A 13,518-nucleotide genomic window follows, 5' to 3' on the forward strand; every position below is an offset into this window, starting at 1 on the left:
GCACACGCAGCAACGCGCGCAACACCCGCAGCAGAAGCGCCCGAACCCGGCGCCCGAGTGGCAGCAGTGGCAGCCCGTGAAGCCGCCGCCGCCCGCCTGGATCGCCGAGATCAAGCCGGTCGAACCGGTCGCGGTCCGCGCCGCCACGCTCTGGTCGGTCCTGGCGACCGCACTGCTCAGCTCCCTGCTCCTGGGCGAGGGACTGGGCGTGAACCTCCTGATCGTGGCGCTCCCGGCCGCGCTCGCCGCGTACTTCGCCGCCCGTTCCGCCGGACGGCGGCCACGTCCGTGGACGCTGGTCTGGGCCCTCGGCGGGCTGGCCCTGCTCGTCGTTCCGGCGCTGCGCGACGCCGGCCTGCCGACGTTTCTCGCGCTCGTCTCCGCACTGGCGCTCGGCTCGCTCGCGCTGCACGGCAGCCGTACGTGGCCGGGCATCCTGTTCGGTCCGCCCGGCCTGTTCTGGGCGATCAGCCGGGGCGTCCGCTGGGGGTGGCGCGGACTGCGCGAACGCGCCGAAGGCTCGCGCGGCCGCTGGATGCCCGTGATCCGTACGGTCGTTGTCGCCGCGGTCCTGCTGATCGTGTTCGGCGCGCTGTTCGCCAGCGCGGACGCGGCCTTCTCCGACCTGATCGGGGAACTGAGCCCGGATGTCTCGGTCTCCGACGGGCCGTGGCGGTTCCTGCTGTTCGTCCTCGGACTCCTGGCGGCGCTGACCGCAGCGCACACCGCCGCAGCGCCGCCGCGCTGGGACCGGGCAACCGTCAAGGAAGGACGGCCGCGCGCCCGGATGGAGTGGGCGCTCCCGCTGATCATCCTCAATCTGCTCTTCGCCGCTTTCATCGCCGTCCAACTCGCCGTGCTGTTCGGCGGGTACGACAAGATCCTGCGGGAAACCGGACTGACCTACTCCGAATACGCCCGGCAGGGATTCTGGCAACTCCTCTGGGTCACCCTGCTGGTCATCCTCGTGGTCGCTCTCGCCAGGCGCTGGGCGCCGCGCGACGGCGCCCGTGACCGCACCCTGGTGCGCGTGGTGCTCGGAGTCCTGTGCGCCCTCACGCTGGTGGTCGTCGTCTCCACACTGCGCCGCATGGATCTGTACGTCGACGCCTACGGACTGACGCGGCTTCGCGTCTCGGTGGCTGCGATGGAGATCTGGCTCGGAGTGGTGATCGTCCTGATCCTGGTGGCGGGAGCCGTCGGCGGCCGGTGGCTGCCGCGTGCGGTCGCGGCGAGCGCGGGTGCCGCGGTGCTCGCCTTCGGGCTGCTCTCCCCGGACGCACTCGTCGCCGAGCGGAACCAGCAGCGCTACGAGGCGTCCGGCAAGCTCGACCTCGTGTACCTCCAGGAACTGTCGGCCGACGCCGTACCGGCCCTGGACCGGCTGCCGGAACCCGCGCGGTCCTGCGCGCTCGCAGGCATCTCACGGCATCTGGGGGGCGCTGCCGACCCCTGGTACGCGACCAGTTGGTCCGAGAGCAGGGCCCGCGACATTCTGGCGAAGCGGAAGGTCGACACCAGCGGGCAATCCTGTGACCTGACGGCCGTGCCCTTCGGCGACGACGCCGGGGAGCGCGACGCCAACAGCGGGGAATCGGATTCCCGCTGAGCGTGAGCCCGGAGCATCGTTTTCGAGATGATCCGGGCCACCGGGGGCCCCGGGCTGTCGCCCGGCGTAAGGGCGGCGTAATCTGGCTTTTGCCATGCCGTACGAAGCACCCACGCACACCGTCGAGCGCTCGCTCCGCGCCACCACCGGCGCCAAAATCATCGCGGGCGTCGACGAGGTCGGGCGCGGAGCGTGGGCCGGTCCTGTCACGGTCTGCGCGGCCGTCACCGGACTGCGTCGCCCTCCGACAGGTCTCACCGACTCGAAGCTCATTACACCCAAACGCCGTGCGGAGATGGCTGATCAGCTTCTCGGCTGGGTCACTTCGCACGCTCTCGGGCACGCCTCCCCGGAGGAGATCGACGCCCTGGGGATGACGGCGTCGCTGCGGCTCGCCGCCGTACGCGCCCTCTTGGCGCTGCCCGTTCGGCCCGACGCGGTGATCCTCGACGGTAATCATGATTATCTTGGAGGATCCTGGCGGGTGCGTACGGTCATCAAGGGCGACCGGTCCTGTGTCTCCGTGGCGGCGGCTTCCGTACTCGCCAAGGTGCGCAGGGACGCGATGATGGCCGAACTGGGCGCGGGGACGCGGGAGTACGCGCCCTTCGCCTTCGGTGACAACGCCGGGTACCCCTCACCGGTGCATCAGGCGGCCCTGGCGGAGTGGGGGCCGACAGCGCACCACCGGCTCTCCTGGTCCTATCTCGATGCGCTGCCCCGGTGGCGGCACCTCAAGAAGGTCCGGGTCTCGCCGGAGACCGCCGCGATGGAAAGCGGGGGCCAACTCGGCTTCGATTTCTGAAACTTCCGGTGAACCCACCGGTCCGCGGGCCCCCGCCCGCAGACATGGGCACGAATGTGCCCACCCGCCGATGCGTTTCGCGCCGGCATTTGATAGACATCCAGTTATGCCTCTCACCCCCGAGGAGCCTCAGATTCACGAGAGAGCCCAGGGTCCCAGCGCCACTTCGGCCACCGGCCGTACCGCAGCGACCCCCCGTCCCGTCCCCGGTCCGCGTCCCGTACCGGGACCGCGTTCCGCGGCCACACCGCGACCCGGACGCCCGGGCCCCGGTCCCGCGAGGCCGGCGCCGCCGGAGCAGCGCTCGCACAGCTCCAGCTCCGCGGGGCAGCCGGAGACGGCACGTCCTGACACCACTTCTGTGCCTCAGATCCAGGTCGTCCCGGCCACCGCGGGCGGGGCGCTGGACGCAGCGGAAGAGGCGGTGGACCTGCTGCTCGACACCGGCGGTCGTGCGCCGTCCGACATCCTCGTGCTCACCACGGGCGAACAACACCCTTGGGCGACACACGAGTTGTCGTTCGGTGAGAGCTCCTACTGGGCTCAGCAGGACGCCCGTGAGGACGTCTTCTTCGCCGGCGCCTCCGCTGTCGCCCGTGCGCAGTCCCGGCCCGTCGTGGTCGTCGCTGTCAACGGCGGCGAGGACGACCTGGCCCGTGTGCTGCCTCTGGCACGGGAGCGGGCGTCCGCCCTGCTCATCGTGTGCGGGGACGTCGACCGGGTCAACGCCGTGCTCGGCGCCGGGGTCTGACCGTACGAGACACCGCGACCGTACGAGACACCGTCGCGCCACCGCGTTCCTGGACGCTGTGGCGCGTTCGTCGTTTCGGCCCTCGTCCGGTCCTTCCCGGGCCGCTGCACGTTCCCGGCCCGTGACCCGGCTGCCCGTTCCAGGGCGGCCGGGACATGCGGTCCAGGCATCGGTTCGGCGGGCGGATCGGCTCGGCGAGGTGGATCGGTTCAGCGGGCGGCGGTCCGGCGCAGGGGCTCCGCCGCGCCACCGCCCCGCATCGGCGCGGGTTCGGGATCGGCCGTCGTCTCGGACAGCGGCGTGGGCCCGGAACCGGAGTGGGGCTGACGGCCGCCACGGCCCTCGCCCAGCACCTGCCAACCGCCGCGCGTCAGCGTGATGTACGCGCCGCAGCGCAGCCCGTGCAGGGTGCAGGCGTCACGGAGCCCCCACATCCAGGCCCCGTCCTCCTCCGTCCAGCGCTCGTCGCCCTCGCGGCAGTGCAGCAGTACGGCGGTACGCACCGGGGTACGGCGGCGCAGGTCGTGCGGGATGACGCGGCGCAGATGCGCCAGCAGCGCGTTCCGGAACTCCCAGCCGTCCACGGTCGTCGCGCGCGGGGTGAACGAGGCGCTGGCCACGAGCCGTTCCTCGTGGTCGAGAACGGCCACGACGGCGGTCGAGGGGACGGGGTGGTGGCGGCTGTGCAGACCGCTGACGACCTCGCGGGGATTGCGCAGCAGCGGTATGCCCGCCGCCGCCCACTCGGAGGGCTCCAGCATCCTGGCGAGGCGGCTGACGGAGTCGGCCGGCGTGGTGATCGAAGTGGCTGCGGACGGAGCGAATCCGAAGGTCACGTTCCTCCCTTCGCATACGCGCCCACAGTGCGGGCAGGGTCGAGTGGGGGCACCGCGACATGGCCCGAGCGGACAGCGGCTGGACCGTGCGGGGGCGCTTTCAATTCTCGCTGGCGTACGGGCGTGCGGCAACGAGCAATTGGCACGGCTGACGGGAATGGGAGGGATTGGTTCTTATATCCCTGCCCCGAGATGCGGTACCTGATGCGTCGCGTCACGTCTGAACGGCAAGGACCAGCGGAAACACACCGACGGCACCGGCCCTGCGCAGCAGTCGTGTTGCCACGGCGAGCGTCCAGCCCGTGTCGGAGAGATCGTCGACGAGCAGCACCGGGCCCCCGGCCGATGCCAGCGCCTCGGCCAGCGCGGGCGGCACAGTGAGCGTCTCGTGCAGAGCCCGCACACGCTGGGCGCTGTTGGTGCGCGAGACACGGGTGCCGTCGGCCTCCGGGACGTACGCGACCGAGCCGAGCAGCGGCATCCGGCCGATCTCCGAGATCCGGGCGCCGAGCGATCCGACGAGCGCCGGCCTGCCCATCGAGGCCACGGTCACAACACCGGCCGGCCGGTCCGGTGCGTCGGGGGCACCCGAAGCCCAACCGCCGGGCCGCTTGGCCCAGTCGGCGAGCACGCTCACCACGGCCTCCATCACATCGTCGGGCACCGGCCCGTCCGGAGCCCCGGGACCGAGCATCGGGCGCAGCCTGTTGCCCCAGCCGATGTCGGACAGCCGCCCGAGCGCCCGGCCGCCGAAGGACTGCTCGCCGGTCGCGATGCGTCCCTTGAGGTCCACCCCGACCGCTGCGAGGCCCGTCGGCCACATCTTCCTCGGCTCCACGTCCACGCCCGGCCTGCCCAGTTCACCGCGTGCGGTGTCGAGGGCCGTGGCCGACACCTTGTCGTCGAACCGCGCGCCCGCGCAGTTGTCGCACCGGCCGCACGGTGTGGCCTGCTCGTCGTCCAACTGGAGCCGCAGGAACTCCATCCGGCACTCCGTCGTCGTCGCGTAGTCGCGCATCGACTGCTGCTCGGCCGCCCGCTGGCGCGCCACCCAGGCGTACCGCTCGGCGTCGTACACCCACGGTGTCCCGGTCGACGTCCAGCCGCCCTTCACCCGGCGCACGGCGCCGTCCACGTCGAGCACCTTGAGCATGGTCTCAAGACGCGTACGCCGCAGCTCGACCAGCGGCTCCAGGGCCGGGAGCGACAGCGGCCTGCCCGCCTGCGCCAGGACGTCGAGGGTGCGGCGGACCATCTCCTCCGGGGGGAAGGCGACCGAGGCGAAGTACTGCCAGATCGCTTCGTCCTCCCTGCCCGGCAGCAGCAGCACCTCGGCATGCTCCACACCACGCCCCGCACGCCCGACCTGCTGGTAGTAGGCGATGGGGGAGGAGGGCGAGCCGAGGTGCACCACGAATCCGAGGTCCGGCTTGTCGAACCCCATACCGAGCGCGGAGGTGGCCACCAGCGCCTTGACGCGGTTGGCCAGCAGGTCGTCCTCGGCCTGCTGCCGCTCGGCGTTCTCCGTCCTGCCGGTGTACGAGGACACCGTGTGTCCGCACTGCCTCAGATACGCCGTGACCTCCTCGGCGGCGGCGACCGTCAGGGTGTAGATGATCCCGGACCCGGGCAGTTCGGTCAGATGGTCGGCCAGCCACGCCAGCCGGTGCGCCGCGTCGGACAGCCGGAGCACATGGAGGCTGAGACTCTCCCGATCCAGCGGACCCCGCAGGACGAGCGCGTCCGTTCCTGCGCCGGTGCCCAACTGCTCGGCCACATCGGCGGTCACCCGCGCGTTCGCCGTGGCGGTGGTGGCGAGCACCGGAACGCCGGCCGGCAGCTCGGCGAGCATCGTGCGCAGCCGGCGGTAGTCGGGCCGGAAGTCATGGCCCCAGTCCGAGATGCAGTGCGCCTCGTCGACCACCAGCAGGCCGGTGGCGGCCGCGAGCCTGGGCAGCACCTGGTCACGGAAGTCCGGGTTGTTCAGCCGCTCAGGACTCACCAGCAGAACGTCGACCTCGCCTCCGATCACCTCGTCCTGGATCGTCTCCCAGTCCTCCGTGTTCGACGAGTTGATCGTCCGGGCCTTGATGCCGGCCCGTGCCGCAGCCTCCACCTGGTTGCGCATCAGTGCGAGCAGCGGGGAGACGATCACCGTCGGGCCCGCGCCGCGCTCGCGCAGCAGTGACGTCGCGACGAAATACACCGCCGACTTGCCCCAGCCGGTGCGCTGGACGACCAGTGCCCTGCGCTTGTCGGCGACGAGCGCCTCGATGGCCAGCCACTGGTCCTCACGCAACTGGGCGGTGCCTGTGATGTCCCCGACCAGGCGGGCGAGGACGGAGTCGGCCGAACCCCGGAGAGCTGCGCGTTCTGCGTTGGTCATGACCCCATGCAACCCGATGGCCCCGACAAACCGCGAATGCGGACTCCAGCCTGTGGATAAAGTTATCCACAGGGGTCGCGGGATCCGGCGGCTCGCGGGACCGTCGTGCCATGAACAAGCGCCACGAAACGACCCGAACCGCCACCGAGCAGCAGATCACCCTGCGCGGACCGGCGGAACTCGCCGACGCCCTGCCCTATTTGATGGGTTTCTACCCTACTGATTCCATCGTTCTTGTCGCGCTCCACGGCGGCAGCGGGCGCTTCGGCGGCCGGCTCAGGCTCGGCATTCCCCGCTCTCCGCAGGAGTGGCCGCCGGTCGCCGACCAGCTCGCCGAATGCCTGGTCGAAGGCAGTGAGCGGCGCGGCACGCGCCCCGACGGGATTGTCGTCTTCGTCTGCCAGGACCCGGTCGAGGGGGAGACGGGACGCCAGGTGATGGAGCGCCTCCGTCCGCTCGCGCAGCGGCTGCGCACCGCGTGCGGCAGCCTCGACGTACCCGTCCATGAGGCGCTCTGCATCTCCGACAGCCGTTTCTGGTCCTACTGCTGCCCCGACCCGCGCTGCTGCCCGGCCGAGGGGACCGGCCTCGCCCTGCCGGGGACCTCGGTGATGGCGGCGGCCGCCACCTATGCCGGTGTCCAGGTGCGCGGCTCGCTGCGGGACATGGAGGCGCGGCTCGAACCGCTGAGCAGCCCGGCGGCCGTCGAGGAGCAGGAACGCGCGCTGGACGGCGCCGGGGCCGCGCTGGTGCCGAGGATTCTGCTCGGAGGCAGCCGCGCGGAGGTCGGGTCCGAGACCCTGCGGCTGGCCCGACGGCTGATGAAACGGCTCGGGGAGGCCCCGGCCGCGCCCCCCGCCGCCACCGACGCCGAGGACGACGGTCTGATCGGCCACGACGAGGCGGCCGCCGTCATCATCGGCCTCCAGGACCGGGAGACCAGGGACCGCGCGGCCGAATGGATGGAAGGACCGGACGCTCCCTCCGCGCTCCGGCTCTGGCGGGCGCTGTCCCGCCGCTGCGTCGGTCCGTACGCCGAGCACGCGGCCGCCCCGCTGGCCCTGGCCGGCTGGGTGTCCTGGTCCACGGGTGACGAGCCGAGCGCGCGGGTCGCGCTCGGACTCGCTCTGCGCGTCGATCCCGACTATGTCTTCGCGCGACTGCTCCATCAGGCCTGCAACGAGGGGATGGACCCCGAGGCGCTGCGCGACTGTCTGCGCGAGGAGCGCAGTTCGCGTGCGGTCTCCGGCGCGCGGACCGGCTCCGGCTCGCGCGGGAGTGTCAGAAGGCACAGGGCCCGTCCCGCCGGCCCGCCCACGATGAGCGGGAGCCGGCCCGCAGCCCCGAAGCGACCGGGCTCAGGGGCGGCGCGCGGACGGGTGGGAAGGCGCGGCGGACAGCGCGGAAACAGGAGCGGGCGATGACGGCCGCGACGACGACCGTGACCTGGCCGCCCGTGCCGGCGTTCACCGATATGGCGGAGTCGTACGAGCCGCGCCGCCGACGCAACGGCGGCTCCTCGGAGCGCACGGAAGGCACGGCAGACCACACATGGCCCTCACCATCCCCACCCACGGAACCGGCGCGGGACGCGTTCCTGCCGCCCGTACGGCGCCGCCCTCAGGCGGCGCGCGGTCCCGTGCCGCGCCGTCCGGCGACTTTCCCCCGGTGCACCGGGCGGTCATCTGCGTCGCCCTGCCCTGCCTCGCCATCGGCTCCCACCACGGCCAGCTCACCGGGGAAGGCCTCGACGGCTTCTACCAGTCGGGCCGCCGGCTGCTGTCACACTGCCGGCTGCGCGTCGCGGGCCGCGACCCCGTCGCTCTGCGGGGTGGGCTTCTGGACGCGGGTACGGCACGCTTCCAGGCGGTGGTCCGCACCCCGGCCGACCGCGGGCCCGACCCCGAGATCGGTGTCGAGCGGTTCAGGGACGCCGCCGGCACCGAACGCATCACCCTGCGCAGCTCCGCCCTCACCGTCCGCACGTTCCCGGTGGAGATCAGCTTCGGCACCGACCTCGCCGAACTGGCCGCGATCTCGGCGGGCCGCCCCGGACCCGCTCTGCCCGCCGTCGTCCACGGGGCGGGACTGCGCTGGTCGGCCGCCGACGGCAGATCCACGATCGTCAGCGCGGTGCCTGCCCCGGGCGACGCGCTGGCTTCGGCGGCTCTTCTGCGCTGGGACGTGGAGCTCCGGCCGGGAGCGACCCACACCATCGAACTGCGGATCCGATCCGAGCGCCCGGCCCGGCCGACCGGCCGCACCGGCGGTGATCCCCTGCCCGAGGCCGCTGCCGAAGGGGACGACCCAGGGGTACGACCACTGTTCGCCGCGAGTGTCGGCGATCTCAGGGCGCTCCTCCAGCGCGGGCCGGGCGGCCCCGCCGACATCTATCCCGCCGCAGGCGTCCCCTGGCGCTGCGGACCGCCCTCCGCCGAGGCCCTCTGGGCCGTCCGGATGGCACTCCCGCTCGGCACACGCCTCGCCGCCGGCACTCTCCGGGCGCTCGCGCGCGATCAGCTCACCCGGCCGGGGCGCGACTTCGGACGTATCCCCGGCCCGCTGCGGGACGGGGGCCCGCACCTCCCACCGAACTGCACCGGTGTCGAGGCGACGCTCGCCTTCCCCGTGGTGCTCGCCGAAGCGCGCCGCTGGGGCCTCCCCGAGCGCGAACTCGCGGAACTGCTCCCGGCCGCGGAGCGCTGCCTGCGGTGGCTGCGCACCAATGCCGACGACAGCGGGCTGCTGGGGGAGCCGGGCCCGGGGGGACCCCAGCGGGCCGAGACCCAGGCGCACGCGCACCGTGCCGCTCTGCTCGGCGCCGACCTCTTGGAGGCATGCGGCAGACCGGGAGCCGACGCCTGGCGCGCCTGGGCGCGTGACCTGCGCCTGCGGTTCCGGGAGGTCTTCTGGATCGACGACCGCACCGGCGGGCGCCCCGCGGCGGCCCGCACGGCGGACGGGAGGCCGCTGCCGTACGCGAACGCCGGCTGGGCCCATCTCCTGGACACCGGTCTGCTCGGCGAGGGGCGCCACGCGGAGGGACTGCTGGACGACGTACGGACCGAGCAGCTCGCCCGGCTGCTCGGGAGCCCCGCGCTCGACTCCGGCTGGGGACTTCGCGGCCTCGGCGTCAGGGAGCAGGGCCACAACCCCTTCGGTCACCGCGCGGGCGCCGTGCGCGTCCACGAGACGGCCGTCGCCGTCGCCGGACTCGCTGCGGCCGGATACGAGAAGGAGGCGGTGTCCCTGCTGCGCGGTGTGCTGGACGCCGCGGAGGAGTTCGGCCACCGGCTGCCGGAGATGTACGGGGGAGCGCAGCGCACGGCAGGTGACATGCCCGTACCGCACCCGGCCGCCTGCCGGCCCGCCGCCGTGGCCGCGGCGGCGGGGATCCATCTGCTCACAGCGCTCGCCGGGATCCGTCCTGACGCGCCTGCGGGCACCGTCGCGCTGCGCCCGGTCCGCAGCGCCCCGCTCGGAGCCGTCCGGCTCTCCGGGCTCCGGGTCGCCGGGGAGCCGTTCTCCGTGCGGGTCAGCAGGCTGGGTCTCGGCCTGGTCGAGGAAGCGGCAGCGGGACTCCAGCTCGGGGCGTGACCCCGGTGCCGGAGGGCCGGAGAAGCGGACATCGCGCATGACCGAAAGGAGTGTTTATCGTCAAGCAGACGACTATGATCGCCGCATGTCGCCCTACGACCCGTCAGCTTTCCCCCCGTTCGCTGTCACGGTCGACCTGGTCGTGCTCACCGTGCGCCGCCACGCGCTCTGCGCACTGGTCGTCCGACGAGGAGAGTCGCCGTTCCAGGGCCGGTGGGCGCTGCCCGGCGGTTTTGTCAGGGGCGACGAGGACCTGGAAACGGCCGCCGCGCGTGAACTGTCGGAGGAGACCGGCCTCGGCGCGCACGACCCGCTGTCACCGATGCCGGGGAACACCGCCCACCTCGAACAGTTGGGCACCTACGGGGACCCCGGACGCGACCCGCGGATGCGGGTGGTCAGCGTGGCGCATCTCGCGCTGTCGCCCGACCTGCCCGCCCCGCGTGCCGGAGGGGACGCCAACAGTGCCCGCTGGGCCCCCGTGGAGGTTCTGCTGAACAAGGACGGCGGCTTCGCTCGCGAGGAGGAACAGCCCACCCAGCTCGCCTTCGACCACGCGCGGATCCTCGCCGACGGCGTGGAGCGCGCCCGCTCCAAGATCGAGTACTCCTCGCTCGCCACGGCCTTCTGCCCGCCGGAGTTCACGGTGGGAGAGCTGCGCAGGGTGTATGAGGCGGTGTGGGGCGTGGCCCTCGACCCGCGTAACTTCCACCGCAAGGTGACGGGCACCCCGGGCTTTCTGGTCCCGTCCGGCGGGACCACCACCCGCCAGGGCGGCCGCCCCGCCCAGCTCTTCCGGGCGGGCGGCGCGAACGTGCTCAATCCGCCGATGCTGCGGCCCGAGGTCTGAGCGGGGTCGGACCGCTCCCCGGAGAGTGGGGCCGCGTCCCCGAAAGGCAGCTCGGCTTGCTCTTTCGGGCGCCATATCGTGCCCTCTGGCCTGCGAAAATGCCCCGGCGCCTGCCGTAGCGTCGGGACATGAGTGTGTGGACCTCCCTGGAACCCCCTTCGATGACCGTGGACCCGGGCGGCTCGGCCCGTGTGCGGCTGCGTGTTCGTAACACCGGCGATGTCGTCGACGAGTACCGGTTCGTACCTGTCGGTGACCTCTCCCCGTGGACGACCGTCGAGCCCGAGGCCATCAGGCTGTATCCGGGGACCACCGGGACCGTGGAGCTGACCTTCGCCCCGCCCCGCAGCCCGGACGCCACGGCGGGACCGAATCCGTACGGTGTGCAGATCATCCCGACCGAGCACCCGGAGGCCACCACGGTCCCGGAGGGCAACGTCACCATCACACCGTTCACCGAGGTACGCGCCGAACTCGTGCCGCCGACGGTGAAGGGCCGCTTCCGGGGTCGCCCCCGGCTCGCCGTCGACAACATCGGCAACGTCAAGCTCACGGCCTCCGTGGGCGGCAGCGACAACGGCGACGAGCTCTCGTACGACCTCCACCCCGCCAACGTCCAGATCGAGCCCGGCCGCGCCGCGTTCATCCAGGGCACGCTGAAGCCGCGGCAGATCATCTGGCTGGGCGCGAAGCAGACCCGCCCCTACTCCCTCGCTGTGAAGCGCTCGGGCGCCGAACCGCTGCCGGTGCAGGGCACGTACGTCCAGCCCGGGCTGCTGCCGCGCTGGCTCGGGGTGTTCTTCAGCATGCTGCTCGCGCTCGCCATCGCCTTCGCCGTGATGTGGTTCGCCTACAAGCCGGCGGTAGGCAGTCTGGCCACGCCAGGCGCCAACGAGGCCGCAGCGACGCTGGCCCCTCCGACACCGACCCCTACAGCGCCCACGGCGGCCCCGACGCAGTCGCAGGCGCCGCCGAAGTCCGAGGGCGGGGGCGGCGGAGGGGCCAAGAAGCCTCCGCCGGAGGACAAACTCAGTCACGTCATGCTCAGGAACGGGACGACCCAGAAATGCGCGGGCCCGCCCCCAGTCGCCAACGATTCAGCGGGCAGCCCCGTCAGTCAGTATCCCTGCGAAGCGTCCCCCGCCGAGGTCAATCAGGTGTGGAGCCTCGACACCGTGGCCAAGGGCAAGGGCCCGGACGGCGCGGACCTCGTACAGATCCGCAACGACACGAGCGGCTACTGCATGGATCTGCCTGACAAGGGCGCCGCGCCCCGCGGCACGCAACCGCACGAGAGCGCCTGTACCCAGACGTTGGACGACAACCAGCTCTGGTGGCTGGTCAAGCGGCCGAATACCGGTGGCCTCTACTGGATCCGGAACTACGCCAGCAACGGAATGTGCCTGGACGTCTCCGGTTACGCCGCAACGGGAGGCGACAAGAAGGACGGCGCATCCCTGACGCTCTTCACCTGCAGTGACACCGACGACCAGGGATGGTTCCTCGTCAAGCCCGATCAGAACTGACCCTGACGGGGCCACGCCCTCCACGTACCCGCCCGCGCGGTGGGTACGTGGAGGGGCCCGGTCGGGGCGCCGGCCCGCCACGGGCCGAAGCGGGAGGACACCGCACCGCCCACGCTGCTCCGCAAATCGGACATGTCGCGTTATCTTGCTGGGGTACCCACTCACCCGCCGAGCGGTCTCACCTCCCCGCGAGAGAAGCGATGCTCCAGGCCATCGGACTGACCAGCACCCCCCGTCGAGACCTCCCGCCCGCTGTGGACGACCTGACCTTCGAGGCCGGGGCGGGCTCCCTCACCGCGCTTCTCGGAGCTGAGGGCGCCGGCAAGACAACCGCGCTCCGGCTGATGCTCGCACTCGAACACGGCCGCGGAGCCACCTACTTCCGTGGTCGTCCGCTGCACCTCATCGCGCACCCGGCCCGCGAGGTCGGCGTACTGCTCGGCGATGTGCCCGGCCACCCAGCGCGCACGGCCAGGGGACAGTTGAGGATGCTGTGCGCCGCCGCGGGCCTCCCCTCGGCGCGCGCCGACGAAGTGCTCGACACCGTCGGCCTCGGCGCGCTGCGTGACGAGCCCCTCGGGACGCTCTCGATCGGGATGGACCGCAGACTCGGGCTCGCCTCGGCGCTGTTGGGCGAACCGCACACCCTGATCCTCGACGCGCCGTCCGCCGGGCTCTCGCCACGCGAGAGCGGCTGGCTTTACGGGCTGCTGCGGGCCCACGCCGACCGGGGCGGCGCCGTGCTCTACACCACGGCCGACCCCAAGGAGGCCGCCCGCACCGCCGATCGTGTCGTCACCATCGACGCCGGCCGCCTCGTCGCCGACCAGGACGCCGTCTCCTTCGCCCGTACGAGACTCCGACCGCGCGTCGCCGTCAGGACACCGCACGCCGCCCGCCTCGCCGACGCGCTGAGCCGGGAGGCCAGGGCCCGCCACCGCTCCGTCGAGGTCGTCGCCGACGAGGGGAACCGCATCACCGTCTACGGCAGCACCTGCGCGGAGATCGGCGAGACCGCCTTCCGGCACGGTGTCCTCGTCCACCGGCTGGCCGACGAGACGGGCGACACGGGCCCGGTGGTGCCCGACCCCGCTGCTCCCGCCGCTCCCACCGGTCCCACCGGTCCCACCGGTCCCGCCGCTCCCGGCGTCGGTGAGT

The 13,518-nt window shown here is 72.5% G+C and carries 10 protein-coding genes; 8 read left to right on the top strand and 2 right to left on the bottom strand.

Going from position 1 to position 13,518, the window contains the following annotated elements; genetic code table 11:
- The first annotated feature begins 100 nt into the window (after nucleotides 1-100).
- From QR77_RS31100 to QR77_RS31110, 3 genes are all read left to right on the top strand, one after another.
- Nucleotides 101-1,609 carry a DUF4173 domain-containing protein gene (locus QR77_RS31100; protein ID WP_236711178.1) on the top strand — a complete coding sequence of 503 codons (1,509 nt, stop codon included), beginning with the start codon at nucleotides 101-103 and terminating at the stop codon, nucleotides 1,607-1,609.
- 94 nt (nucleotides 1,610-1,703) lie between these two features.
- Entirely contained in the window at nucleotides 1,704-2,414 is a 711-nt protein-coding gene (locus tag QR77_RS31105) for a ribonuclease HII (RefSeq protein ID WP_040025339.1), read from the top strand.
- A 106-nt stretch (nucleotides 2,415-2,520) separates the two neighbouring features.
- Nucleotides 2,521-3,165, top strand: coding sequence for a hypothetical protein (locus tag QR77_RS31110; protein ID WP_040025341.1), 645 nt, complete (start codon nucleotides 2,521-2,523; stop codon nucleotides 3,163-3,165).
- Nucleotides 3,166-3,374: 209 nt separating this feature from the next.
- Here QR77_RS31110 and QR77_RS31115 read toward each other — a convergent pair whose 3' ends face one another.
- A complete protein-coding gene (locus QR77_RS31115) occupies nucleotides 3,375-4,001 on the bottom strand; it encodes a hypothetical protein (protein ID WP_040025345.1) in 627 nt (208 codons plus the stop codon).
- 214 nt (nucleotides 4,002-4,215) lie between these two features.
- Nucleotides 4,216-6,387: a RecQ family ATP-dependent DNA helicase gene (locus QR77_RS31120; protein WP_040025347.1), complete on the bottom strand. Its 2,172-nt coding sequence runs from the start codon at nucleotides 6,385-6,387 to the stop codon at nucleotides 4,216-4,218.
- A gap of 110 nt (nucleotides 6,388-6,497) precedes the next feature.
- Here QR77_RS31120 and QR77_RS31125 point away from each other — a divergent pair, with 110 nt between their 5' ends.
- The 5 genes from QR77_RS31125 to QR77_RS31145 form a co-directional block, all read left to right on the top strand.
- On the top strand, nucleotides 6,498-7,811 hold the full coding sequence (locus QR77_RS31125; RefSeq protein WP_040025348.1) for a DUF4192 domain-containing protein: 1,314 nt from the start codon (nucleotides 6,498-6,500) through the stop codon (nucleotides 7,809-7,811).
- Nucleotides 7,812-7,938: 127 nt separating this feature from the next.
- Nucleotides 7,939-9,984, top strand: coding sequence for a glycogen debranching N-terminal domain-containing protein (locus QR77_RS31130; protein ID WP_078877361.1), 2,046 nt, complete (start codon nucleotides 7,939-7,941; stop codon nucleotides 9,982-9,984).
- 85 nt (nucleotides 9,985-10,069) lie between these two features.
- Complete coding sequence (locus tag QR77_RS31135) at nucleotides 10,070-10,834, top strand: NUDIX domain-containing protein (protein ID WP_040025349.1); 765 nt, start codon at nucleotides 10,070-10,072, stop codon at nucleotides 10,832-10,834.
- Nucleotides 10,835-10,962: 128 nt separating this feature from the next.
- Nucleotides 10,963-12,360: an RICIN domain-containing protein gene (locus QR77_RS31140; protein WP_040025350.1), complete on the top strand. Its 1,398-nt coding sequence runs from the start codon at nucleotides 10,963-10,965 to the stop codon at nucleotides 12,358-12,360.
- 200 nt (nucleotides 12,361-12,560) lie between these two features.
- Nucleotides 12,561-13,518, top strand: a 958-nt coding sequence (locus QR77_RS31145) for an ATP-binding cassette domain-containing protein (RefSeq protein ID WP_150130600.1), incomplete at its 3' end; no start/stop codon positions are given.

The sequence above is a fragment of the Streptomyces sp. 150FB genome (assembly GCF_000818195.1).
GTDB lineage: Bacteria > Actinomycetota > Actinomycetes > Streptomycetales > Streptomycetaceae > Streptomyces.

Coding starts and splice junctions, on each gene's coding strand:
- QR77_RS31110 (WP_040025341.1), top strand. CDS start 2,521: ATGCCTCTCACCCCCGAGGAGCCTCAGATTCACGAGAGAGCCCAGGGT.
- QR77_RS31120 (WP_040025347.1), bottom strand. CDS start 6,387: ATGACCAACGCAGAACGCGCAGCTCTCCGGGGTTCGGCCGACTCCGTC.
- QR77_RS31140 (WP_040025350.1), top strand. CDS start 10,963: ATGAGTGTGTGGACCTCCCTGGAACCCCCTTCGATGACCGTGGACCCG.
- QR77_RS31135 (WP_040025349.1), top strand. CDS start 10,070: ATGTCGCCCTACGACCCGTCAGCTTTCCCCCCGTTCGCTGTCACGGTC.
- QR77_RS31105 (WP_040025339.1), top strand. CDS start 1,704: ATGCCGTACGAAGCACCCACGCACACCGTCGAGCGCTCGCTCCGCGCC.
- QR77_RS31125 (WP_040025348.1), top strand. CDS start 6,498: ATGAACAAGCGCCACGAAACGACCCGAACCGCCACCGAGCAGCAGATC.
- QR77_RS31130 (WP_078877361.1), top strand. CDS start 7,939: ATGGCCCTCACCATCCCCACCCACGGAACCGGCGCGGGACGCGTTCCT.